This window comes from Bacillus sp. S/N-304-OC-R1 (assembly GCF_019749375.1).
Lineage (GTDB): Bacteria > Bacillota > Bacilli > Bacillales > Cytobacillaceae > Cytobacillus.
In genome coordinates, this window is record NZ_JACWFE010000022.1 from 97,739 (window position 1) to 121,752 (window position 24,014).

General features: G+C 36.4%; 22 protein-coding genes and 1 pseudogene. 5 read left to right on the forward strand and 18 right to left on the reverse strand.

The annotated features are described in order from the left end of the window. Window positions 1–245: 245 nt before the first annotated feature. A complete protein-coding gene (locus H0173_RS17175) occupies window positions 246–1,445 on the forward strand; it encodes a serine hydrolase domain-containing protein (RefSeq protein ID WP_221847741.1) in 1,200 nt (399 codons plus the stop codon). A 211-nt stretch (window positions 1,446–1,656) separates the two neighbouring features. Here the strand turns inward: H0173_RS17175 and H0173_RS17180 are convergent, their stop codons facing one another. Further along, window positions 1,657–2,622, reverse strand: coding sequence for a quinone oxidoreductase family protein (locus H0173_RS17180; RefSeq protein WP_221847742.1), 966 nt, complete (start codon window positions 2,620–2,622; stop codon window positions 1,657–1,659). A 237-nt stretch (window positions 2,623–2,859) separates the two neighbouring features. Then, a complete protein-coding gene (locus H0173_RS17185) occupies window positions 2,860–4,026 on the reverse strand; it encodes a DUF2515 family protein (protein WP_221847743.1) in 1,167 nt (388 codons plus the stop codon). Window positions 4,027–4,108: 82 nt separating this feature from the next. Here H0173_RS17185 and shc point away from each other — a divergent pair, with 82 nt between their 5' ends. Together shc and H0173_RS17195 are read left to right on the forward strand one after the other, a co-directional pair. Continuing rightward, window positions 4,109–6,016 (forward strand): squalene--hopene cyclase, encoded by a 1,908-nt coding sequence (gene shc / locus H0173_RS17190; protein ID WP_221847744.1) that lies wholly within the window; start codon window positions 4,109–4,111, stop codon window positions 6,014–6,016. Between the two features lie 130 nt (window positions 6,017–6,146). Beyond that, window positions 6,147–6,692 carry an HXXEE domain-containing protein gene (locus H0173_RS17195; RefSeq protein ID WP_221847745.1) on the forward strand — a complete coding sequence of 182 codons (546 nt, stop codon included), beginning with the start codon at window positions 6,147–6,149 and terminating at the stop codon, window positions 6,690–6,692. Window positions 6,693–7,045: 353 nt separating this feature from the next. On the opposite strand, the gene H0173_RS17200 is transcribed toward H0173_RS17195, so the two are convergent. The 8 genes from H0173_RS17200 to H0173_RS17235 form a co-directional block, all read right to left on the reverse strand. After that, on the reverse strand, window positions 7,046–7,420 hold the full coding sequence (locus H0173_RS17200) for a DUF1761 domain-containing protein (RefSeq protein WP_221847746.1): 375 nt from the start codon (window positions 7,418–7,420) through the stop codon (window positions 7,046–7,048). Between the two features lie 15 nt (window positions 7,421–7,435). Further along, on the reverse strand, window positions 7,436–8,380 hold the full coding sequence (locus tag H0173_RS17205) for an AraC family transcriptional regulator (RefSeq protein WP_221847747.1): 945 nt from the start codon (window positions 8,378–8,380) through the stop codon (window positions 7,436–7,438). Between the two features lie 689 nt (window positions 8,381–9,069). After that, the gene (locus H0173_RS17210) at window positions 9,070–10,194 is read right to left on the reverse strand and encodes a TIGR02391 family protein (RefSeq protein ID WP_221847748.1); all 1,125 of its coding nucleotides are present in this window, start codon (window positions 10,192–10,194) and stop codon (window positions 9,070–9,072) included. 338 nt (window positions 10,195–10,532) lie between these two features. Further along, on the reverse strand, window positions 10,533–10,964 hold the full coding sequence (locus H0173_RS17215) for an HNH endonuclease (RefSeq protein WP_221847749.1): 432 nt from the start codon (window positions 10,962–10,964) through the stop codon (window positions 10,533–10,535). 7 nt (window positions 10,965–10,971) lie between these two features. Further along, on the reverse strand, window positions 10,972–11,538 hold the full coding sequence (locus H0173_RS17220) for a recombinase family protein (RefSeq protein WP_221847750.1): 567 nt from the start codon (window positions 11,536–11,538) through the stop codon (window positions 10,972–10,974). Window positions 11,539–11,867: 329 nt separating this feature from the next. Beyond that, entirely contained in the window at window positions 11,868–12,722 is an 855-nt protein-coding gene (locus tag H0173_RS17225; protein ID WP_221847751.1) for a hypothetical protein, read from the reverse strand. A gap of 92 nt (window positions 12,723–12,814) precedes the next feature. Next, a complete protein-coding gene (locus tag H0173_RS17230) occupies window positions 12,815–13,459 on the reverse strand; it encodes a hypothetical protein (RefSeq protein WP_221847752.1) in 645 nt (214 codons plus the stop codon). Next, on the reverse strand, window positions 13,450–13,626 hold the full coding sequence (locus H0173_RS17235) for a hypothetical protein (RefSeq protein ID WP_221847753.1): 177 nt from the start codon (window positions 13,624–13,626) through the stop codon (window positions 13,450–13,452). Before H0173_RS17235 ends, H0173_RS17230 begins: the two co-directional genes overlap by 10 nt. A gap of 126 nt (window positions 13,627–13,752) precedes the next feature. Between H0173_RS17235 and H0173_RS17240 the strand changes: the two genes are divergently transcribed. Both H0173_RS17240 and H0173_RS22390 read left to right on the forward strand, forming a co-directional pair. Further along, the gene (locus tag H0173_RS17240) at window positions 13,753–14,367 is read left to right on the forward strand and encodes a helix-turn-helix domain-containing protein (RefSeq protein ID WP_221847754.1); all 615 of its coding nucleotides are present in this window, start codon (window positions 13,753–13,755) and stop codon (window positions 14,365–14,367) included. A gap of 8 nt (window positions 14,368–14,375) precedes the next feature. Next, window positions 14,376–15,410, forward strand: a pseudogene (locus tag H0173_RS22390) (recombinase family protein); the annotation flags it as partial. 496 nt (window positions 15,411–15,906) lie between these two features. Here H0173_RS22390 and rlmH read toward each other — a convergent pair. The 8 genes from rlmH to yycF all read right to left on the reverse strand — a co-directional run bounded on the left by rlmH (window position 15,907) and on the right by yycF (window position 23,936). Beyond that, on the reverse strand, window positions 15,907–16,386 hold the full coding sequence (rlmH, locus tag H0173_RS22395; RefSeq protein WP_313770662.1) for a 23S rRNA (pseudouridine(1915)-N(3))-methyltransferase RlmH: 480 nt from the start codon (window positions 16,384–16,386) through the stop codon (window positions 15,907–15,909). 80 nt (window positions 16,387–16,466) lie between these two features. Continuing rightward, window positions 16,467–16,646 carry a CxxH/CxxC protein gene (locus H0173_RS17250; protein WP_221847756.1) on the reverse strand — a complete coding sequence of 60 codons (180 nt, stop codon included), beginning with the start codon at window positions 16,644–16,646 and terminating at the stop codon, window positions 16,467–16,469. Window positions 16,647–16,830: 184 nt separating this feature from the next. Beyond that, window positions 16,831–18,054, reverse strand: coding sequence for a S1C family serine protease (locus tag H0173_RS17255; protein ID WP_313770663.1), 1,224 nt, complete (start codon window positions 18,052–18,054; stop codon window positions 16,831–16,833). 428 nt (window positions 18,055–18,482) lie between these two features. Beyond that, entirely contained in the window at window positions 18,483–19,271 is a 789-nt protein-coding gene (locus H0173_RS17260) for an MBL fold metallo-hydrolase (protein ID WP_221847757.1), read from the reverse strand. Between the two features lie 6 nt (window positions 19,272–19,277). Next, a complete protein-coding gene (locus tag H0173_RS17265) occupies window positions 19,278–20,078 on the reverse strand; it encodes a two-component system regulatory protein YycI (RefSeq protein ID WP_221847758.1) in 801 nt (266 codons plus the stop codon). After that, window positions 20,065–21,387: a YycH family regulatory protein gene (locus tag H0173_RS17270; RefSeq protein WP_221847759.1), complete on the reverse strand. Its 1,323-nt coding sequence runs from the start codon at window positions 21,385–21,387 to the stop codon at window positions 20,065–20,067. Before H0173_RS17270 ends, H0173_RS17265 begins: the two co-directional genes overlap by 14 nt. Next, complete coding sequence (walK, locus tag H0173_RS17275; RefSeq protein ID WP_221847760.1) at window positions 21,384–23,216, reverse strand: cell wall metabolism sensor histidine kinase WalK; 1,833 nt, start codon at window positions 23,214–23,216, stop codon at window positions 21,384–21,386. Before walK ends, H0173_RS17270 begins: the two co-directional genes overlap by 4 nt. A gap of 9 nt (window positions 23,217–23,225) precedes the next feature. Then, a complete protein-coding gene (gene yycF / locus H0173_RS17280) occupies window positions 23,226–23,936 on the reverse strand; it encodes a response regulator YycF (RefSeq protein WP_221847761.1) in 711 nt (236 codons plus the stop codon). Window positions 23,937–24,014 lie beyond the last annotated feature (78 nt).

Genomic DNA, 24,014 nt, shown 5'->3' on the forward strand with positions numbered 1-24,014 from the left:
CCTGCTATAAGAGCAATTTACTTTAATTAGAAACATATCTCCAACGTCAAAGTAAAGCGCAGGTTGAAACAAAAGGACTTATCCCCCAAATTAGAGGAGAAGCTCCCTTGCTCTTGTCTATTTTTGCTCTTTTTCAATTCTATACAGTCTTAGATTAAGGTCAATGACGGCAGATACATCATAATAGGACATATGGTATAATCAAATCCGAGAATTCTGAATAACGAAAAAAAGAGGAGGAAGGCATGATTAAAAATGCAATTTATATTGTGTTCGCACTGGGAATCTTAAGTGGCTGCACAGCAACGACAGTGGAAAATAAAAATAAATCAGAAGAGGCTGTCGAATCCGTTAAAAATGGAATAGTAGATGGAAAAATACCAGAAAAATTAGAGTCCTATTGGCCAACAACGGATTGGAGAACGAGTTTACCTGAACAACAAGGAATTAGCTCAAGCAAACTTGCAGATTTATTTGAAAGTCTGGAAAAGAAAACAAATCTCTTAGCTGGATTGATTATTATTAGGAATGGTTATATTGTTGCAGAGCATTATCCGAACCCTGCATATAAGCAAGATACTAAACATGAAATTAATTCAGTCACGAAGAGTATCATGTCTGCTGTGACGGGAGTTGCTATTAATGAAGGGTACATTAAAAGCGTGGATGATCGGATATTTGATTACTTTCCTAACCGAACAGTGGCAAATATGGACGAACATAAAAAAAACTTAACGGTAAAGGATTTTTTAATGATGACGTCTGGTTTGGATTGGGGAGAGCTTGATAAGGAGAGATACAAACAACTTTGGGCTGATTTTGAATCCACTAAAGATACTGTACAATTTGTGCTTGATAAACCTACGGATCCAAAGTTAATTGATAAGTTTGATTACAACACTGGTTTATCACATATATTATCAGCTATTGTTCAACAAACCACAGGTAAGAAAACAGCTGAATATGCCCAAGAGAAAATCTTTAACAAAATTGGTATAACAACTGCGGTATGGCGTGAAACGCAAGGTGTGAATAAAGGTGGATATAGCATGGAAATGACTCCTCGAGATATGGCTAGATTTGGATATTTATATATGAATGAAGGTGAATGGGATGGTGAGCAAATCATTCCGAAAGAGTGGGTTCAGACGTCCATGAGTGAATTAGTTCCTACAGGAGTCACTGGAGGGGAACATTATGGCTATTATTTCTGGATTACTACAACTAAAGATGGTTATAAAGAAATATCAGCCATGGGAGATAGAGGGCAATATATTATTATGGTTCCTGAACTAGATCTACTTGTCATTCAAACATCAGGAGCTTATCTAAATACTGATATTTACGAAGATTATATCTACCCAGCCGTAGTGGCTTCAGAACCGATTCCCGTCGATGCAGAAGGAAATAAACGCTTGAAAAAATCAATGAAAAATAGTTTTTAATAAAGGATTACAGGGTATAGCATTCTTTAAAACTGCTGATTTTTTGAAGCAAAAAGACAAACCGGAGCCATCTGCGGGTGAATAAGGGTAAAGGGCTGTAAGGAAGCGACCTGATTTCATTTCCTATAGGTTCAAACGAAAGAAAAATAAAGGGAAGGTTCTCGATTCAAAACACGAGAACATCTCCCTTTCGCCAACATAACTTATCATGTTATGGTCTTAATAAAATTTTCCCTGTGCTTTTGCGGCTTTCTAGAAAACGATGCGCTTTGCCGCCATCTCGCAGTGCAAATACCGTAGGCTCAGATACCGTTACTTTCCCCTCTTCCATCCAGCGGAATAACTCGGCTGAACGTGCTGCCCGTTCCTCACGGGAAGTAAGGACATTCCAAAGATCCCCACCAGTCAAAGTCTTTGACGAATCCATCAACATTCTTGGGTCAACTGGAGAAGGGTCGCCCCCTGCCATTCCAAAAAATACGACCGTTCCCCCAATGCGAGTTGCTGCAAAACTGTCTTCGAGCGTGGAACCTACTGAGTCATAGACTACATCCACACCTTTTCCGCTTGTCGCCTCTAGAACCTTTCTCTTCCAATCATCCGAGTACAAGAAAACCTGATCCGCTCCTGCTTTCTTAGCTGCAGACGCCTTCTCAATAGAGGAGGTTAAACCAATGACCCTTCCACCGAGGAGCTTTGCAATTTGGACGAGCAGCTGACCAACGCCCCCTGCTGCCGCATGAACCAGAATTGTATCATCCTCCTTAACCGCATAACTATCTTTTGTTAAATAGTGGGCAGTCAAGCCTTGCAGCAAAACGGAAGCCGCCTCTTCAAATGAAATGGTCTCTGGAAGAGGAATAGCCTTTTCCATCGGAACAGCCACTAGTTCTGCGTTAGCATATGGGACATCAGCAAATGCAACAGGGTCGCCAACACTGATTCCTTGGACATTTGCTCCAGTCCTTTCAACGACTCCCGCACCTTCATAACCTAAAATAAATGGGGGATTCCCAGCTAGATGATAGTTCCCTTTTCTTCTATAAATATCTGCAAAATTCAATCCAATTGCTTTCATTCTTACTAATATTTCATCCGGCCCGATAATCGGATCCGCAATTTCAAGATATTCTAGTACTTCCGGTCCTCCGAATGTATTAAATACTAGTGCTTTCAAATGGACGACCCCCTCTTATATATTTTTTCGATACATTTTAATATAATTTAATTACGATTGAAAATGCAAATCAGTCTCTCTCCTTTTGGAAGGATAGGGTGATTGATAAAAACCTCATTTACTTATGATACGGTTCACCGCACCTACTATACCAGCGGTTTTTTTATCAACTGCTGAAAAACATATTAAAAATTCATGATTAATAATGAATTTTTATGACCATTTATACATTAATGGTTATTCTACTTCTCGTAACAGAAGGGCTTCCTTCGCCATAACCGCAAATTCAATTGTTTCAAGTGTTTTGCAATAATTATTTAAAATCTCCCCGTTGAAATTTGCTTCTTCATGAATATAATCCAGAACATGCCAATCCTCAAACCAGTCTCCACTCTTCGTTTCTTCATGGGGGGTTTTCGGCCAGGCATATTTTAAAGACGGACTGTACAGCCGATTAGCGCCCTCTTTTATCAAACAATTCTTGATCCGTCTTTTATAGAGGGAACGGGGTAAAGATTCATTTACATCATTAAACAAATCAGGACAATAATCTTTCCTTGAGCCGGTATGAGGGCATTTATGTGCCCATTTCAAGACCCCCGCCAGAATTTCTTCGCGCTGAAAAAGAATGGAATATAAATTTTTACCGAATAAAATTCTTTCGTGGAGCGAAGTGAAATGCCGTGCAGTGGCGCCGACAAGTGAAGTTTTCTCTATTTTTTCCCCCGCATAGTAGGGAAAAAGAATGTTATTCATTCGCAAAAAATCATACATTTTGAAACTAACCGAACCGGTTACGGTTTTTTTGAAATGATTATTTTGAATCAAATTGTTTTCCAAATAGCTTTGTTCGTTTATCACCAACGCAATTGCCAACGTATAGCTATCCCCGCTGCGCCAAAAATAACGCCATATCGTCTCCATGAAGGTAGAAGTATTAAAAAAAGGTAAAAGGTGAAACATTTCTTTGCTCCCCCTCACACTCAAATCATAAACCGAAAATTGAGGATATACATCTTGAAATATCAACCAACTGCCGCGTTCCAAAAAGGAAAAAAAAGCTTGCTGATCTCTTTCGGATAGAAGTTTTGTCAGCAAGTCCCCTTTTAAATCCGTCATGTTCCAACCGACGTTTCGCGATATCATATGTCCAAGAAGGGCCCAATGTACTTCAGGATACTGTAGGTAAAATTGTAAATAAGCTTGTGTCCTTGTTACATTGTTTTGGTTAAGTTGTCTCGTCTGTTCTCTTATAAGCTCAATACATTTTTTATCATTTTCTGATAAACTGGGCGGATGACAGGACGATTTTTTCTTCATCTTTTTTTTCAAATCTTTTTTTACATCGGATAAAGAGTCCAGCAAAATGGCATCATCCTTTTCAAAGCAATTTGACTGCTTCATTCCTACCCATCAAAGGAACATATTCATCTTGCTCACGGAATATGAATTTAAAAAATAATATTTTTGGGAGAGGATCAGTAAAATGAGGGATCGGGTATATAAGGAAATGAACAGAATCGCCAATCAATTGGTCCAAGACCAATCAGGGGACGGGGCCTGGCATTATCCTTTCGAGACCGGGATCGCATCGGACTGCAGTATGATCATCTTATTACGGACATTGGAGATAGAGGATGAGGAGGAGTTCATACAAGAATTGGTGAAACGTATCGCCGGAAAACAGCAGGAAGATGGGTCTTGGAAGCTGTTCCATGATCAGGAGAAAGGAAATCTAACCTCCACTGTGGAAGCCTATTATGCTCTTCTTTATTCTGGTTATCGTGATCGGAAGGACAAGGACATCCAAGCAGCCAGAAGGTTTATTCTGGCTAACGGCGGGGCCAATGAAGTCCACATGTTTTTAAAAATCTTGTTAGCCCTAACAGGACAATATCCATGGCCGCACTTCCCCATTAATATAGAAGTGATGCTATTACCAGACTCCTTTCCAATCAATCTCTTTGACCTTTCCGTTTATGGAAGAGCCAACCTAATCCCTTTTTTAATTCTTGCCAATACAAATTTTCGCAGGAGAACTAAAAAGTCACCCGATCTCTCCGATTTGTTTCAAAAAAGAGAAGTTCGTTTTTTTTCAGACGATCAAGAAGATGAGGCCCGGTCAGTAATCAAATTAATTAAACAAGGGATTCAGGCTCTGAAATACCATGGAAACCTTCGCGAATTAACATTATACCGGGCAGAAAAATATATGCTGGACCGGATTGAACCGGATGGCACCTTTCTTAATTATTTCAGCTCCACTACTCTCATGATTTATGCCTTACTGGCGAGGGGGTATTCGAATACACATCCAGTGATTACTCGTGCTGTAAAAGGTTTAAAAGCGATGTCCTGCCGGATCGATGGAGAACTTCACTGCCAGTACACGACTGCTTCAGTATGGAATACAACCTTAATCAATTATGCTCTGCAAGAAGCAGGTATTCCCTATTCATCCAACACGATCCAAAAAGCAAATCAATATATTCTCTCCCGCCAGCATCTCAAATACGGAGATTGGGTCATTCATGAACCGAACCTTTTACCAGGAGGCTGGGGGTTTGCAGATATGAACACGATCCACCCAGATATTGACGACACAACAGCTGCACTCCGGGCGATACGTATTTTGGCCATAGAGCAAGTAGATTGCCGTCAAGCATGGGATCGTGGAATAAACTGGCTCATTTCCATGCAAAACAGTGACGGCGGTTGGGCGGCATTTGAAAAAAATGTGGATAAAAAAGTGTTGAACTTGTTGCCGATAGAGGGGGGAAAAGATTTATTGATTGATCCGTCGACGGTTGATTTAACGGGAAGGACTTTAGAGTTCTTCGGAAACTATACCCATTTGGACCAACACCGTCCCATGGTGAAACGTGGGATTCGATGGCTGTTGCGGCAACAAAATGCAGATGGTTCCTGGGTTGGGCGATGGGGCGTGTATATTTATGGCACATGGGCGGCTGTAACGGGAATGATTGCGGTTGGGGTTTCTCCGAATCATCCAGCTATTCAAAAGGCTTTAACCTGGTTACAGAAAATTCAAAATCCCGACGGCGGGTGGGGAGAATCGTGTAAAAGTGATATCAAAAATTGTTATGTGCCATTAGGTGAAAGTACCCGTACTCATACCGCCTGGGCCCTTGACACACTCATCTCAGCTGCAACCGGCGTAACACCTGAAATTGAAAACGGTGCAGCTTTTTTAGTAGATAAAAAAGAAAAGGATTGGACGGCGACCTATCCAAAAGGAAGGGGAATGGCCGGATCCTTTTATATCAATTATCATTGTTATGAATATGTATTTCCATTGCTTTCCCTTGCCCATTATCAAAAATTAGTTGGCGGAGAGCTCCTAACAAATTTGTCATACAAGAACTTCACTTAAGAACTTATTTAATCAAAAAATCTCCTTTTTGTCATACTTTTATCTCTTGTCCCATAAAATGGACCAACCACTGTATATGGAAATATTGCAGAAGACGAAATCTAACCAACTAAAAGGAGGCAGTCAAAAGATGCTAGGAACTCTCCACCAATTTTTCGATCTCAAAACAATCATTTGGTTGCTTCCCATCATTTTTATTTTCCATGACTTAGAAGAAATCATAACCATTGAATCTTCCATGACTGCAAACAAATGCAAGTATTCGAAAACTAACTTCGTCAAACTAACATTAAGAATGAGGGAGAAACTAGGTTCAACTGCTGCCCAGCTTGCTGTTTCAGCTACATGGATTCTGCTAATTACCTCATTCATTGCCATAATGACCGCTCATTTTTCATCTAATGGTGGGGGCTTTCTTTTATTTACAGCCATGCTTAATTTATTTGTTTTGCAGGCATTCATGCATATTATTCAAACTATCATGTTTAGGGGCTACACACCTGGCATCATCACTTCACTGTTTCTTCTTATCCCCTACTGCCTCCTTACCTATTATTTTTTAGCTGAATATGGACAAATAGACTTGCCTTTAATATTGACTAGTCTCCCGGTTAGTCTGGTCTTGATCCCAATTAATCTAGTTGGCAATCTTTTAGGCCGTTATTTTATACGATAATTGTGCCAGACTTTTTTATAATGTCACTTGACCCTCATAATCATTAAGATGTGCTTAAGTCCGTTTATTTCTTCCATACTTCCAATATTTGAAGCTTGTAATATCTTAGTATGCAAGGGAAAACAAGACGTCCCTTGGCAATGTGGACAGAATCTAGAGAAGCCAGTAATATATAGAGGAAGCTTAAAAGATTAGTTCTAAGAACTAATCTTTTATTGTAATTGATAATATAAAAATTCGCAGTTATTTAGATACGGTTCACCGTAACGCCTCTAAATGAGGAATAAAAAATGGATCCCCATATGTATGAGAGATCCTCCCTTTTACTCGTTTCAATATATAAAAACGATACATTAGACAAAAAGACCATGGAGTGCTCCTAGTAAGGTAAAAATGATCAAATGGTCACCAATCGCAATTAAAGAGTTTCTCTTATTTACGAGTCCAAATAATGTATTTTTCAAATAAACAAGTGAAATAAGAATGCCAATAATACCTCCAACAGCAGCACCTTCTAACAAACTATTTGAACTAGTAACTTGAATGAGTATTGCAATAAAAATGGAACTTATAAAGGCAACAATTACTGAAATCACATATTTTAATGCACCTTTGCTTTGATTTTCCTTCCCTATTAATATGGAATAATAGATCGCCCCATAAATCATATACAAGATTCCACCAATAAGAATAGCAAGATAATTTAACGCACTTAAATCAATTGACATACATTTACCCCCGATTTATTTTGGCTCTATGGCTAAAGCGATTGCACTAATTCTGCAATTAAGATTGAATGTACCACTCACTTCGTCAATGTGCACAAGCTCAATCGGGTTTCCCAAATATTTGTACCCACTAATCGGTAACCAATAGCTATACAATTCTGAGTAACATTCAATCAACATACTTCTTTCACTATACTCAACAGGCTCATCAAAAGAATATAATACATATCTCCCACCATTAAAAGTATAGGCCATTTCGTCGTCTAGTCTTATCTCTGTAAGATTAGAAATGGCTATGCGGCAATCATAGCGACTTTTTTCTGGCAGTGTGATGTATGGGTTACTCCTCGGAACACCGAACATCATTGTATCCTGTTCAACTAGCCCTCTTGCATTCGACCATCGATAGAGTTCCTCCCACACATCTGGAATTCCATTCTTGTAAGAACCAATATTATACCTATTTACTGTTGTGCACATTGGAAATTGAACAACTTGTACTTTTGTTAAGTCTAGCCATTTGAATCCATTATAAGAGCTATGTTTATTTCCTGCTTTATTATTTGTGCTTACAAGTTTAGATTTCTTGCGATTATGATATTCACGTGGAAATCGTTGTAAATAAGCACCCTCTCTCCAGCCTTTTGGACTCGTTTTAAAATAGGCATTAAATGAATAAGAAAAAGCGGACAATGATGAATAGCCACTCATTAATGCAATTTGTGTGATTGGTAATTGTGGTTCATAAATTAATAAATGTGCCGCATTCTCCAAACGAATCCGTTTTACATAGCCAGCCGGAGTTTCGCCAATAATCCCTTTAAACAATCGTTGAAAATGAAAAGGAGAATACGTAGACACTTTGGCTAATTGTTCAAGTCGGAGAGGATCATAAATATGTTCTTCAATATACTCCACTACTTTATTGATTTGCATATGCTGAACTTTATCGTAATCCATTGATTTACTTTAACTCCTTTACAAGCTACTAGATCCTTATGTAATTTCAATTTTAACAGATGCACCCTCATTTGACATCATCTGGTCTATAGGCATAGTCATCACCCAAAGTATGTTGGGCTTCGTCAAAGATACCCATTTTTCACTAACCAAAAAAGTCAACTCAGAGTGAGCTGACTATCTATGTAGTAATGAAGGATTTCAACTCGAATCCGCTAATACAAATGATACCTATCAAACTGACACTTATTTCAGCTATCAGCCGTAGTTTGCCAATGACATATACCATTAACATAGGCGTCCTCACCATCATTCCAGATTAGTATACGAAATTGGAAACCCTTTAGACTACTTGCAAAACGGCTTTTACAAAGCTAAAAGAAACGGGGGAAATGGCGCTTTTCGAAGCCATATAGACGAACATCATAGTTTCATAATTGAGAACTTGACATCAAAAAAGCAGCTAATCTATGTTTCCGGAATATATCTACATTCGTTTAGCATATCTATAAATTTTTAATGCCTCATTTACTTATGGTACGGTTCCCCGTAATAACAATAAGCACATAATTGATTTTGAGAGTAAAATTTATATTAACATTTAAAGCCTACACCACTCCCTAAGCTGGAGTGGTTTCTTTGATAGGACTTCTCTTTTAATTTATTCTTTCTTGATTAGATACTATCTTTCAAAAGAGAAAATCACTATATTTTATCTCGGGAAAATCCTTTAATTCCTCTTCAAACACTTTCCACCACCGATGATTTTCGTCAAATATTATTTGACTTTCTAATTTTTTTACAATTACTTCATCTTTATTTTTTAGACCATCTTTAAAGAACCATTTTAGATAATGGTGTATATCTTGGGAATTTACTTCACAAATTTTATCCCAAAAATATTTTTCAACGTAATTTTTTTCCTCAGGGGTACCTTTTTGTATTTTATTTACTATCATAAATGTCCAATCATTAACATTTTCAAATTTCTTTAAATGTTCTGTTGTAATCCAAGTTCCCAGTGAACCAAATCTGCATGTTTTATTTGAAACATCATATTTACCAGACTTAACATTTTCATAAAGTATATTCTCTATCCTAATTTTTACAACCCTTTCAACTTTACCCCAATATTCATGTGGTAATATATGTATAATTGTGCGAATATCTTCATCTGAACTTGTATACTTTAATTCATCACTAACTACTTTATATACTTGTATCATATGATTCTCTTCCAACTTTTTAAAAAGAGCTTTCATAAAATAACTTAAATTATATATATCCCCTTTTTTCCTTTGTAAAATTACTGATATGGCAATATTTACTCTCTGGCGTTTTGGGATTTCATTTACTAATAAATCAGAATATTCTTCACTTCTTACATAATATTTTTCAAATACTCTTTTTAAAAACGTTGATTCTTCAAAATTAACTTTAGATTTACCAATAATTATTAATAAATACCCAATAAAATATATTATAGAATCTGCTTCTTCTTTAGTATCTATATATTTATCATGACTTCTCGGATTTCGAATTGCTGTATACAAGCCTCTAAGTATATCTTGCATCCCTTTTTGTATATTTTTTTCTGACTCAGTTTGTAATTTATTTAATTGTATCTTAGGATTTTCTCCACCAAAAGCTTGTCCTATTAAACTTGAACCGTCACCTTCTAAACCAGTTTTATTTCTAATTGTATCTGCTAATAAATGCATAGCATCTAAAATAGCACCAGAGTAATTTTCATTTTCATAATTTTTCTCTATAATCTCCCATAATTCTTGTTCAATACTTATTTTCAAGTCCATTAATTCTCACCCTATCCCCTATTGTTGGAGTGTAAATATGTATTTAAGTAGAATTTTAATGTTACTTTTAAAAACCTATACGTGTATACGTTATACTTTATTTAACTTTATATAATGTCATATTTACAAACAAAAGTATATTTACATAATTATACCATTTTTATTGCAATTTATTAGTCAATGTTGGGCTTTAGATGTATTACCACATCCCAAAGTACTACATCTCTATCAAAATACTGTAAACCATCCCCCTCTAACAAAAAGAACACCCACTATTATTAGTGAGTGTCAAAACAATTTCCTTTTTTAAGTTTTTTCTTTTCTCTATAATATAGCTTTTAACTTTCTGCTTTTCTTTTCTTGTTGGTGAAATAGTGTTGGCTATTCATTTTAGCAGTAACCCATTCTAAATTGGTAAAATGATTGTTTTTTTTATTAAAATCCTTATGATTTACATACTTATTTACTATCGGATTTGGATTTTCTACAAAATAAAATGCAACAAGTCTATGCAGGTACAAAACTTTATTTCCAACAGTCACTTGTACATAACCCTTATAATGTTCAATAAACTTATTTGCATTATACAAATAACTTAAGTTCCAAATTACTCTTCCATAATCACTAACATGCATCATATACTTTATATCCGCATCCCAATCCCCATCATATATAAATTGCCATCTTTCCCCCTCTATAAATTTCCCTCTTCCATTTCTTATTCTTTTAGTAAAAGAGTCTTCATTGAAAACTATATAGTCCGTGTCCACTTAATTATTACCTTACAATACTAATACTTCTCTTTTTTATTTCCCTATATATTGTAGCCTTAGATACATTTGTAATTTCTTCTATCTCTTTTACTTTATACTGCTCAGTGTCATATAGCTTCAAAGCCTTCTCTACTTGCTTATTATCCTTCTTAGGTCTACCACCTAAACGCCCTCTTGCTCTAGCACTCTCAAGACCCGCTCTAGTACGTTCTGAGATTAAGTCACGTTCCATTTCAGCCAAGACAGCTAACATCTTAAACATCGCCTTTCCGACTGCTGTAGTCGTGTCTATACTGTCTCTAATACTGACTAGTTCAATTCCTCTTTCTTGAAGTTCCTCTGATAGTTCAATCAATCTCTTTGTAGAACGACCAAGTCGGTCTAATTTATAGACAACTAATACATCACCCGCTCTAGCATATTCAATTAATTGTTTAAGCTGTGGTCTATCATCCTTCATTCCACTCATTTTCTCTTCATAAATCTTTTCACACCCAACTTGTTCTAGTGCGTCCAGCTGAAGGTCTAATGATTGCTCTAAAGTACTTACTCTCGCATATCCGATTTTCATATGTATCACATCCAGTATCATTTGTTACTTTAATTGTATCAAAAACGGTTAATCAAGTAAATATTGAGACGTTGTTTTTGAAACGAATTTTGATACTGACATTTAGCTTCAATTCTATTATTTTCCTAACTTTTTATTTTGTCTCATAAACATTCGTTTTTGATACACTCAGCTTTATTCAACCCTATTTAAGGTAATTTTTCTACATTATGAATCTTAAGTTAATAAAGGATACGAATGATTGTTAATGACAAACAGACGTTTTCATGTTTTATTCCATTCGTATCGTAAATTTTTTTACCCTATTTTTTTCTTAGAACACATCGTACTTACACTGTAACAGCCAATTCTCTCTCAGCTTTATGAGTCAACCAATTAAATATGCTTTCCTTCTTATTTTGATATAGCCGTTCAAAGGGAATCCGTTCTTCTTTTACTATTTGTTTCAATTCACTCTGAACCTTCCTGCCGTATCTAATCCATCTATCTTTATAAGCTCTTTTCAAGTGAAGACCCTTTTTTAAATTAATTAAACGATTAATATTCCATTTAGTTGTTTCCATACTTTCAGCATCTTCTATCACATTATACTTTGATAGCTCATTCATAATAAAATCGTCATCTATGTTATGAATCGAAGGTGCTATTGAAATTTTAGGTCTAATACGGAATTCAAATCTCGTTTTATATAAATGTTCAATATCTGTTTTCCTCGCTTGCTCTTTTTTGTTTCTATCATAGACAGCTAACTTGGACTTGCTGTAATTAGAACCAACATAATACCCACTCCAATCACTCCTGCTAAAAACCTTGGAATTTCCATGTGGCTTTAAAAAAACGTGTCTACTGTAATCTAATTTTGAATCAAAGGCTATATCCATCCGTTTTACTTTCCAATCAAATGCAAATAGTGTCTCTCTAATGCTCTCTGGCATATTTATTAATGTTTCATTTTGAAGAATCAACATTACGTTATAATATTTATAAGAATACATATTTCTTGGATTTAAATTTAAAACAAAAAAAGGCTTTTTACTTGTTATAGCGCTATAAAAGTAATCCGTTCTTCGATTGAATGTAAAATAATTTTTTAACTTCTGCTTCTCTATTAGTGTAAGTTTCGCTACTAAAGTTAATGTGTCAATACTAAGTTGAATATCATTTTTTGTTTCTATCTGTATCACCTTCTATATAATTTTCCGCTATTTAATCCTAATAGTTCATTACTAAATTCTAAGCAATACCTACAAAGTTAATTGCTATTAATATAGGATATTTATTTTCGGTAAATTTTAATTTCGGGTACCTCTAACACACCTTCTAACTGTGCAGGAAATTCTCTAATTACATTTCCCTCTTCATCATATTCATTCATTATTACATTAAAAACTGCCATATATTCTTGCTTTTTTTTAGGTCTTGTATTTCTTTTCGCCTTTGTTTCAACATCCGATTGAAAAAGATAATTACCTTCGTATAAAATTCCACTATCACAATACTTACTTATCACATCTCTACTGCATTTTAATATTTTCCCTTCATAAGCCATTGCAGGAACTTCTCTAAATGTTCTTTGTTTTATATTATAAGATGTGATAGGAATTGCTTTATCCTTTAACATATGTTCAAAATGCGGAAGAAAATTTATATTTTCTAGACAATAATCACCATTAGAATCTATTCTATCTATGGTAGGTCTATAGTTAGCATCTTTACCTTCATGCAAAAAATGTTTAGTCTGCTCTACCCATCTATCCCATAACTTTGGTTTCTGTTGTTGAATTAAACTCACTAATTCTATGCCAGAAGGCAAGTCATATTTAATTCCCTTCCTTATATAACTTTTACCTTGTTCCGTTCTTTTCTTAGCCGATATTCCGCTCCTAATTAATAATTCCTTTGCTTCTTCAATTATTTCCATTCTTCCTCATCCTCATTTCCATCAATGATAAATTTTATTGGTGTTTCTCCACCCCAATAATTTGTTAGTTCATCTGTATCAATATGCTCTTTACTCAGAAACTCCAATAAGATATCTGAAACAATCTCAACTATTGAAAGTCCAGTTTCTGTCTTAGATTTATCCATTCAACTCATCCTTATTTCTTTTGTTTCTATCATATTAATTATTTTTTATATCATTGTCAATGATATTTTTGATTTATGATAAATGATATGATAGAATAACTGTAATAACTAATTAGGAGGTATTTTATGAATAGTACTGAATTTGGAAAGGAAATAAAAAAAAGAAGAGAACATTTGGGTCTACGTTCTATGCCGTTGGCTGAGAAAATTGGAAGAGGCAAAGCATATGTTTCACAATTGGAAACAGGAGCAATAAAAAATCCAGATTATAATACTTGTTTTAAATTATTAAAAGAACTTTCATTTCCATTAGAGAAAATTGAGGATTACCTATACTCGTTTGGAATAATTTCTGAACGACGAAAAAAATTTGAACTTGAAAGTAGCATCAATAGAGACAAATCTAATGAACAAGCTCTCAATGATTCCGATGAAGAATACATTAAATATCACTATCCTTGGCTCTATAATGATGAAGCTTTAATTTCAAATCTTAAAAGGAAAAATGACTATCTATCATACGTATTTAATAATATAATTGAAACCGATTTTTCCAGAGCTGATGCTGTACTAACAAATATCAATAATTTAACCAAAAGCAAGGCTTCGTTTGATTTCTTTTGCTCTCTGTTTCAATATGATTTTTTCTCCATTACTACAGAACAAAGAAATGAACTTATAAAAATTATTGAAACCGTGAATCTCGACAAAAACAGTATTTTTGATTATAAGGGGGAGTGAAAATATAGATGAAGGTGGCGCTATATGTACGTGTATCCACAGAAGAACAGGCAGAGGAAGGGTATTCAATCGAAGGGCAAATTAAGACTCTTACTGACTACTGTAATAAGAATGACTTTGTAATTGCTCAAATCTATAAAGATGAAGGTTTCAGCGGAAAATCCACTAATAGATTAGGACTACAATCATTATTATCCGATTGTACTAATGCTATTTTTCAAAAAGTATTGGTTTGGAAAATATCACGCCTTTCACGTAAACAATTGGACTTTTTAAATATTATCGAGATTTTCAAACAAAATAATATTAACTTTTTTAGTCTTAGTGAAGCTATTGATGATTCCACCCCTACTGGAACAGCAATGCTTCAAATGATGGGGACATTTGCAGAACTAGAACGAAACCAAATCGTTGAAAATGTAAAAATGGGAATGCATCAACGTGCTAGAGAAGGAAAATGGAATGGTGGGTCTATTCTAGGATATAATTGTGAAAATAAAAGGCTTATAATTAATGAAAATGAAGCTATCATTGTTAGACGTATTTTTCACTTATATATATCTGGTAAAGGTTACAAGGCAATTGCACATCAGCTTAATCGAGAAGGCTATAAAACTAAAAGAAAGAAAGAATTTTCTATTACATCAGTACGTACTATTCTATTAAATCCTACTTATGCAGGATTTATACGCTTTGGTCAAGTTAATGATTGGTCTAGCAAACGAAGGAGCGGTACAAACAAAGAACCTATTATTGTTACAGGGGAACATGAGCCATTAATTTCATTAGAAACATGGCAAGCTACACAATGCCTTATAGAAAAGAAATCTCACAATCCAGCTAAATCCTTTACAGGTCATTTTCCTTTAACAACTTTATTGAGATGTCCTAGTTGCGGGCAAGGTATGATAGGACACCATTCAAAAAAATCTAAAAATAGTAATGAATATATACGTTACTATCAATGTGGGAACTTCCACTATAAAGGCTCTGCTGTTTGCAAATCTAACCTAATACAAGCAGATTATGCTGAACAATATGTATTCAATCAACTTGAAAAGATAACTTCTGACAAATCATATTTATTAGATATCACCAATAAGGTAAACAATAAAGTAACCAAATTAAAGATTCCTTTAAAAGAACAATTACAGTATATAGAAACAGAAATAAAAAACATTCAAACTAACATTGAAAAATATCTAAGTCTCTTTGAAGGAGACAAAATAGATGGTTCTATTCTTAAAAATAAAATTGCTACTTATGAGGAAGAATTATCTGAATTGGAATCTAAGAAATCTGAAATAGATTATCAGCTTAAACAACCAACTGTAAAAGAAATATCGTTCGATAGAATATATCATGCTTTATTTAGTTTTTCTAAGGTCTTAACCACTGTAGAGCCAGAAAAACTCAAACATTTCTTACACAACATCATTAAAGAAATCACAGTTAATAAAGGCTCTTCACCTAAAGAAAGAAGTATCAAAGACATTGTTCTGTTCTTTGATACTTCTATAAAAAACCCAAACCATGTGATTACTTATGGTACGGTTCCCCCCGATTTATCCTATAAGCCCGATAAACTTGCTCCAACAAAATCAGCTTCATCAACTGATGCGGGAACGTCATCTTCGAAAAGCTCAATTTCTCATCAGCCCGCTTCAACACATCTTCACTCAACCCCAGCGAACCGCCAATAACAAACGCCACCTTGCTCTTCCCATACGTAGCCAGCTTGTCCAGCGTATCAGCCAATTCCTCTGATGATTTCATTTTCCCTTCTATCGCTAGCGCAATGACATGAGCATCTGGATTAATTTTACCTAGAATCCGCTCGCCTTCTTTTTGCTTGACTTGCAGCATTTCGGTTTCGCTTAATTCTTCGGGGGCTTTTTCGTCAGAGACTTCGATGATTTCCATTTTGGCATAGGCGGATAATCGTTTTAGGTATTCATCAATTCCCTGCTTTAAATATTTTTCTTTCAGTTTTCCAACTGTAATAATCGAGATATTCACAAGTCATCCTCACTTTACAAACAAGATATCCACAGAAGTTATCCACATATCCACATTTTCTATCCACATATTGTGTGGGATCATTCGTTCGCCACAAGATATACTGCCTTATTTCGACAGAATTCACAGGCTGTTGATAACTTTTCTTCATCCTCTATCTTTGTTAAAACTGGAAAGGTTTCGTACTCATCAACAATTGTATCTATTGCTATATCAACATGTTCGTCGCAGCTATATATTAATTGGCTATTCTCTTGCATTTAAAAAACCACCTATTTCTCTAAAATGATATTGTGGATAATCATTCATCCACCATATTTATAAGTTATCCACATTTCATCTTAACAAAACAAAAACAAATACGAAAGCTTCCATGAAAAAAGTTATTCACAATACAAAAAAACAGGAAAGCTTCTATTTTCGCTTTCCTGTTCTAATCACTTATTAGAATGTCTCTCCACTTAGCTTCACTGTCGTTTCTTGTAGCTTTCCATCTCGATAGAACTTTACGTTCATTTGGTCGCCGACTTTCTTTTTATTATACAGATGTTTTCGAAGGTCTACGACATCCCTTATCTGTTCTCCGTCCATTTCTACAATGACGTCTAGCTCCTTAAGGCCAGCTTGAGAAGCAGGAGAATTTGGAACAACCTGTCTTAGGGCTACTCCATAGTTTACATCTCTAGGAAGCTTCAATGCCTCTTGCTGGTAGTAGGATGGAATTTCGTTAACAGATTTTAAATCAACACCCATATACGGGCGTTTAACGTCTCCGAATTTTTCTAGATCATTAATAATAGGTAGAGCAGCATTGATTGGAATGGCTAGGCCAATTCCTTCAACTGCATTTTGGGCAATTTTCATGGAATTGATTCCGATCACTTGCCCCTCAATATTGACTAATGCTCCACCGCTGTTACCAGGGTTAATCGCTGCATCTGTCTGTAATACTTCTGCATTCCAATCAATGACTCCGTCCCGGTTAATATCAACTGGAATTGTCCGCTGTAACCCCGAGATAATTCCTTGTGTGACAGATCCTGAGAATGTTGGACCAAGTGGATTTCCAATCGCTATTACTGGTTCTCCGACCTTTAAGGCATCGGAGTTTCCGAATTCAGCTATCTTTTTTACATCTTTCGCGTCAATTTCTAATACAGCAAGATCTGTCCAAATATCACTGCCTCGAAGCTCAGCTGGAATCTTTGTCCCATCGGCTAAAGTAACCTCTAGTCTACTTGCATCCTCTACTACGTGATGATTGGTTACAACAAATGCTTTATTCCCGGCCCTTTTATATATGACTCCTGATCCTGTACCAGCAGGTTCATCAGCACCCTCTTGACCCCAAAAGCTTGTCGTTTGAATATTGCTGATTCCGACAACCGCATCACCTGCTTTATCTACTGCCTTCGTTACATCGGAAGTGACATTTAGGGATACGTTTTGCGTTTTCACATTTGCATGATTATTAGTGGCACTTTCTTCTAATCCCTCGCCAGGCTGGACAGAATAAGGCAAAATATTTAAATCCGATATCATTGGGATGATAACAATAACAAGAATGGCACCTAGAATTGCACCAACAAGACTTGCTAAAAAATAGCCGCCCCTGTTCCCCTTTTGCCTTTTGTAACGGTTCTCATAATCTTGATCATAGTACCCCACACTGGACCATTCCTTTCCTTTTATTCATTTAGACTTAAGTATAAGTACTAAAAGGCGGAGTAAATATAAGTGCTAATTTCTATTATTCCACCTTAATAATTATTATACTCACACCATTTTAAGATTCTATTGAAAAACTAGCGGCATCAGCAATCTTACGAATTTGTTCATAGGTTAGCACCATTTTTTTCAAAAAGAACAAATGCGCAAGCGCCTTGCTCACCCCTGACAAGCACAAGACGATCCTCACGGAAAGGTGTTGTTTACCTTTTTGGGAGGATTGGCTTGTGACCTCGAGGGGGTAGGCGCTGGAGCTGAACGTAAACAAAATTATTCACAACGTTATACAAAGCGTGCGAATTTATATTTTCCTAAAAAAAAGGAATGAAAAGCTCTATAAAAAGCTCTTCATTCCTAATGATTTCTGTTTAAACGGCTGTTAGGGCCGTTGGGGTTTTAGGGTCCGTGTCATACAGATCAAACTGTTCTCCGACAATTATACCCTTGCTTTCAAGCGTCTGTGATACAGACATTCTAGCTAAATCCTTCATATTATTATCCTGGCTCAAGTGAGCTAAATAAATGCGCTTTGTCCTGTCACCTGCCACTTCGCTCATGGCAATTGCCGCATCCTCATTGGATACATGTCCAACATCGCTTAATATCCGTCTTTTAATGCTCCATGGGTAACGCCCCATTCTCAGCATTTGGACATCGTGATTGCTCTCAAACACATAAGCATCCGCATTCGAGATCAGTCCCTTCATCCGATCGCTTACATAGCCTGTATCCGTAATCAACACAAGCTTACTCCCCTGATGGTGAAATACATAGAACATCGGGTCAGCTGCATCATGTGAAACCCCAAAGGACTCTATATCAAGGGAACCAAATGATTTAACCGATTCCATATCAAAGGTGAATTTCTGCTCAACGGGTACCTGTCCAATCAGGCTATCCATAGCGTTCCAAGTCTTCTCATTTGCATAGACAGGCAGTTTATACTTTCTTGCAAGGATTCCGACACCTTTAATATGGTCACTATGCTCATGTGTGACTAAGATGCCGGAAAGCTTCCCCATTTCGCGGTCAATCTGTTGAAACAAGGTCTCCATTTGTTTCCCGCTCAAACCTGCATCCACAAGAAATGAATGCTCCTCCGTTTCAACAAAGACTGCATTCCCTGTACTACCGCTAGCGAGTACGCTGAATCGCATAATTTCTCACTCCACTATATTTTTCTCTTCGTTGTTTAATTGGATGATTTGCCCCTCGAAGGCATGGACAAATAAATCTTCATTGCCATTAATAACAAACCGCCAAGCAGGAGTCAGAACCTGTGAAGTACTTGTTTGCACAAAGGTAAAATATCCAAGCTCCACATTTGTGATCTTGCTCTTTGGCCTTAACGATCCATTTTCATATAGCGTTTCAATGGCTTTCAGAGGCTGTATAATCTTTTCTTCCTCTGATAACTCCTCTATGTCCTCTAACATCGTTTGCTTATAGGAAACAATATCGTTTTCTTCATTTAACAAGATGGTTAGTTCTCCACTCATATTATGATAGAAAACCTTATTATCAAATTGCTGATAATACGTAATCGCATTCTCTTCCTTCTTCCAAAAACGATATTGATCCCCAAACAAAATATTATTTTTTACAAATGAATTAATATCAGCTATTTCAAATTTATCATTGAGATCATATGGCTTATCTAGAACAAATGAAAGTACAGTACCGGAATTTACTTGCCCTTGCCCTTTCAGCTTCGTCTTCTTTAATGCTTCAATATCTTCATTAGTGAAGTTTTTCGGCTTGGCGCTTAAGTACCTATCCTTTACGTAGTTTTTTGGCAGCTCAACGTATTCAATTTCATCCGCCTTCAAACGTTTTTCAAACGATGTTTCTGTGCTGTATTCATACTGACTGGAATCCTTTAGCTTAAAAAACTCATACATTAAGTAAATATCAAGGACAAGAAAGGTCAAGATGAATATGGTTTTAATCCTACTCCAATCCATGATTTGCCCCTCCTATTGGCTCGTCCAAGGAAATATGAATCCATGTGCCATTATATAGATAAAACCAGGAGGGCTCTAAGTAGACTAGCCTTGAATCCTTTTCCATGGAATAGCCAAGAACAATGTCCTGAAGTTTGTCCATTTCCAAGCCTTTATTTTCAAGATACTGAATAACCTCATGCCCTGAAGGAAGACTCGTTTCGGTCGTTTCCATTCGGAGGCCAATTAAGAAGTTACTCCGGAAATATTGATAAATTTCATTTTGGCCCCATGTTTCACGAATTTCAGAAATTCCGCTGCCCTCGCTGAAAATTGGATACCCCTTGTCATCGTATAAACGGAAAAGCACTTGATGATTCAGTTCATCCATTTCTACAAAGCGATAATTATCTGTCCATCCTCCATGCTCATTAACAAAGTCAATGCTTCTCTTAAGAAGTCCTCTGGATGTTAATTGACTATCACTGCTGCCAACCGGATTCACATAAGAAAGTGTGTTCCGCTCCAAATTCACCCGCATTAAACTCGAGCCATTTGTATATTCCTCAATAGTTGAATGCTTGTTTTTCTGAACGACGGATGGATCTTTAAATAGAGCATTTTTAAATTTCTCAGAATCTAGCGGAGTTGATAAAAACTGATATTGAAGCATTTTAGTCGATTCTTCCGGTAAGAAAAATACCATGCCGTTAGAATTTTTATAAGGAAAGTATTTTGCATAACTAAGACTATATTCTGCATTATTAAAGAACCCATTTTTAAAATTCTGGATGAATGAAGCTGGAACTTGGCTTCTGTACGCCTGATTTTTTTCAGTTGAAATAAAATAAACAAATCCCTGATCCTTCTGAACTCCCTCTGTATCAATAACAATTCGATCAAAATAAAAATTAGGGATCTTTTTCTCTTTCATATCAATAATCGTACGGTAAAAGTCAATCGGAATTGAATCTTGATATAAAATAACTGCATTTCCGGCATTATGAATGAAAGAAGAGAAGTTTTTCACTTCATTTGATACGTTGACAAAATCAGTGAAGTTCCATCTGCTTATTTCAGTAATAATCTTATCAATTTCTTCCGAACTAGTTGTTCCTAAATGCTTATCTTTAGAATAATGGAAAATAACCCGATCGGGCTTAACAATTTCCTCCGCATCCTTTTTGGCACTAATCGCTACTTCTTGGACCGTTTTTGTCTTTTCCATCGTTTCTAAATTAGGCTGATACGTCCAGATGCTCCATGTTAAAAAAACACTAAAGAATACTAAAATGACCAATATGAGCGATTTAATATTTTCATATGTCATTCCCAATCATCCTCTTCAGTACGGTCATAAGGCAGGCTGAAAGAAATGGTCGTTCCCTTTCCTTCTTCGCTCCTTGCCCATATTTCTCCGCCGTGCGCTTCCACCATTTCCTTCGCGATTGCTAGACCGAGACCTGTGCCTCCAAGCTTTCTTGTCCGAGCTTTATCCACCCGGTAAAATCGTTCAAATATCTTATTGATATTTTCCTTCGGTATGCCAACTCCCTCATCCGATACACTGATGATCACAAAATCATTTTGTTCTTCAATACTGAAGGTGACTTTACCGCCCTCCGGAGAATATTTAAGCGCATTCGAAATGATATTATCAATGACTTGAGTAAGCTTGTCCCCATCAATTTCCACAAATGCTGAATGGCCTGGAAGCCTTCTTTCAAAGGTAACATTCTGATGCTTGGACATTTCAAAGCGGTCTATAATTCTGTTATAAAAAGAAATAATATCGATCCATTCTTTATTCAAGCGGTAATCCCTGCTGTCCATCTTTGAAAGCTGCAGCAAGTCATTAACAAGACGAATCATGCGCTCAGTCTCAGTCTGTGTAACATCTAAAAACTTGGGAGCAATTTCTTCATCCTGCCATGCACCTTCTGCTAAAGCCTCTAAATAGCTTCTCATTGTTGTCAGTGGTGTTCTAAGCTCATGAGAAACATTGGCAACAAACTCTCGGCGTTCCATATCAATCTTTTCCTGCTCGGTAATATCATGAAGAACGGCAATCAGTCCATTAACAAAACCTGTTTCCTTTTGAATAACAGACACATTTGCCCGTAGTATCAAGGTATTGGAGGGCTTACTGAAATCCAAAATGACAGAATCTCTCTCAGAAAGTAATTCTTCAAACGTGTAATCATCTTCAAGACCAAGAAGTGAAACAATTGGAGAAGATAAAACTGTTTCACGTGAAACATTTAGCATGTCAGCCGCAGGCTCATTAATGAGGATGACTCTCCCTTTCCGGTCCGTTGCAATCACACCATCTGTCATATGGGAGAGGACAGATGAAAGCTTCCGGCGTTCTCCTTCAGTAGTTGCCTGAGCTTCTTGCAGCTTTTTCGTTAAATTATTAAAGGTCATCGCTAATTGACCAATTTCATCATTGCCATAAATTTTAACCTTGCGCGAGAAGTTCCCCTTTGCCATGGCTAGTGCCTGTCTTCTCATATCAGACATTGGGCGAGTGATCGTTTGTGCAAGAAGAACTCCTAATATAGCTGTAATCGCAAGGGCAATCGCTGTCCCTGAAATAAAGATACTATTGATTTGCCTCATCTGTTCGAAAACATTTTCTATTTTTGCAACGAGGTAAATGGCGCCTCGTACTTCCCCATTATGCTTAATAGGCGTAACCAGCACCCAAATACGGTTTCCTGTGTGGGAATCGATGAGATCCTCACTTGCCTGCTGGGAGGTAGCAATCGTCATTCTCGTTAATGTATCCGTTGTCCTTTGGCCGACAACGCCTTGATTATCAGGGTCAGACGTACCAAGAATCTTTAAAGTATCCCCTTCAATGACTCTAACCTCTGTAATATCCTCTGAATAATAATCTCTTAACAGCCGGTAGACATCTTCCTCTAGAGTCGGGCCATCATCATCTGGCTGCCGCTCCTTCGTCATCTGTTCTTCCAAATAATAGGCAAGGAGATTCACACGATCCTGAATAGTCGTTTTAAAATTCTCCTTAAGTGTAAATTCTAATTGTCTAACAAAGTAGACTCCTATTATTTGCATGGCAATTAATATAAGCAACACATAAATGATGACAAACTTGAGATGAATAGAACGAAAAAAACCAACTTTTTTCATTGAATGTTCTTACTCCTGTTCAGGATTTCGCAGATAGTACCCAACTCCCCTTCTTGTCACAATCCATGTTGGATGACTTGGGTTATCCTCAATTTTCTCACGCAAGCGTCGAACCGTTACGTCAACTGTGCGCACATCACCATAGTAATCATAGCCCCAAACAGTCTGCAGGAGATGTTCCCGGGTCATAACTTGCCCTATATGCTTAGCTAAATAATGAAGAAGCTCAAATTCGCGATGAGTAAGCTCAATCGTTTCCCCGCGTTTTGACACAATATAAGCATCTGGATGAATCGTTAAAGTACCAACTGTAATTTCATTGGTCTCATCTTCTTCAGCCGTATTCGCAGCAATTTGCTGGTGACGTCTTAAATTGGCTTTAATTCGGGCAATCAGCTCTCTCGTACTGAAAGGCTTTGTGACATAGTCATCTGCACCAAGCTCTAGACCAATGACTTTGTCAATTTCAGAATCCTTTGCTGTAAGCATAATGATCGGCATATCGTATTTTTTCCGGACTTCTCGGCAGACTTCAATACCATCCCTTTGTGGAAGCATGATATCAAGAAGGATAAGGTCCGGTTTTATTTCCTCTACTTTTTCTAACGCATCATTTCCATCATAAGAACAAAATACTTCAAAGCCTTCTTTTTTTAGATTAAATTGCAAAATATCTGCAATTGGTTTCTCGTCGTCTACTACTAGAATTTTTCTTTCCATCTAATTCTCCTTTACGTAAGGTGATTTATTTTGATTCACTAGATTATCTTCATATTCATATGTTTTCAATTTTACTTT